Source organism: Pontibacter sp. HJ8 (genome assembly GCF_054824225.1).
Genome location: NZ_JSYF01000587.1, coordinates 1 through 1,441, shown reverse-complemented (window position 1 = coordinate 1,441; position 1,441 = coordinate 1). Strand labels below are relative to the sequence as shown.

At 49.8% G+C, this 1,441-nt stretch carries 2 protein-coding genes; both read left to right on the top strand.

What is annotated here, in order from left to right:
• Nucleotides 1–508, top strand: a 508-nt coding sequence (locus OB13_RS19755; protein WP_461491905.1) for a single-stranded DNA-binding protein, incomplete at its 5' end; no start/stop codon positions are given.
• 26 nt (nucleotides 509–534) lie between these two features.
• The coding region (locus OB13_RS19750; protein WP_461491904.1) for a CNNM domain-containing protein at nucleotides 535–1,441 on the top strand (907 nt) is incomplete at its 3' end.

Sequence of the window (1,441 nt, the reverse complement as noted above, 5' to 3'; positions counted from 1 at the left end):
AGTAGCCCAAATCAATTTAATATTTTTAAAGACAAAAGACATGGCAAGTGTGAACAAAGTAATCCTTATCGGAAATCTGGGCAAAGACCCGGAAGTACGTCATTTAGAAGGCGGCGTAGCCGTAGCGCGTTTCCCAATCGCAACTTCTGAGACCTTTAAGGACAAAAACGGCGAAAAGCAGGAACGTACCGAATGGCACAACATCGTGGTATGGCGCGGCCTGGCAGAAGTAGCTGAAAAATACCTCAAAAAAGGACAATCTGTTTTTATTGAGGGAAAGATCAGAACAAGCAATTACCAGGACAAGGACGGTAACCAACGCTACAGCACCGAGATTGTGGCGGACAACCTGACTATGTTGGGTGGTCGCAGCGACAACGGCGGCGGCTCTGGCAACTACCAGGGTACTTCTGCCGCTTCCAGCCAGAGCCAGGGTAGCAGTGCGACAGCCAACACAGGCGCCGCTTCTGCTTTCCAGAACGATGAGCCAGACGACTTACCGTTCTAAATCTTGTTTAACCAAATACATTAATTTTGGAAAGTATCGATTCCGGAGACCCCTTGAGTTATAGCTTCCTGCAACTTTTACAAAACGCATCAGCTTTACTCAGGATTGAATATATAGCAGCCCTCTCGGCCTGCTTTATACTATTGCTGCTCTCTGCCCTCACTTCGGGGGCAGAGGCAGCATTTTTTTCGCTCAGCGATAAGGAGCTGGAAAAAAGCAGAACAAGCGCTCACAAGCCCCAGCAACTCATTCACCAACTGTTGCAGAACCCTCGCCAGCTATTAGCCTCGATACTCATCATCAACAATACCATCAATGTCAGCATCATTACCCTGAGTGCTTACATTGCCTGGGAGTTGTTTGGCACCACCTCGATGGCGGCCTCTGTTATGTTGGCAAGCCTGCTGCTGGTTACCTTCCTGATCGTATTTTTTGGAGAAGTACTTCCTAAGGTATACGCCCGGAAGTATGGCTACAGCATAGCCCAGCGTATGGCTCCTATTCTGGAAGCACTGCGCCCGATCCTGCAACCTTTGGCCTGGCTCCTGACACGGATCAGCAGCTTTATAGACAAGCGCTACCGGATACATTCCTACAGCAATACGCTCGAAGAGCTCCATCATAGCTTGGACGTAGCGCTCTCCAAAGAAGAAACCTCTCCTGAGGAAAGGAAGATTCTGCGAGGCATTGTAAACTTTGGTTCTATTACTGTAAAGCAGATCATGCGCCCGCGCATCGACATGGCAGCCTTTTCTAAAAGCGCTACCTTGCCGGAGCTGCTGCCACAGGTCATCCAGTGGGGCTACTCCCGCATACCTGTATACACACAAAGCACGGATCGCATCGAAGGCATACTATACGTCAAAGACCTGCTGCCGCACCTTGGCAAAGGAGCCGATTTTAAATGGCAGAGCCTGATCCGGCCGCCCTTCT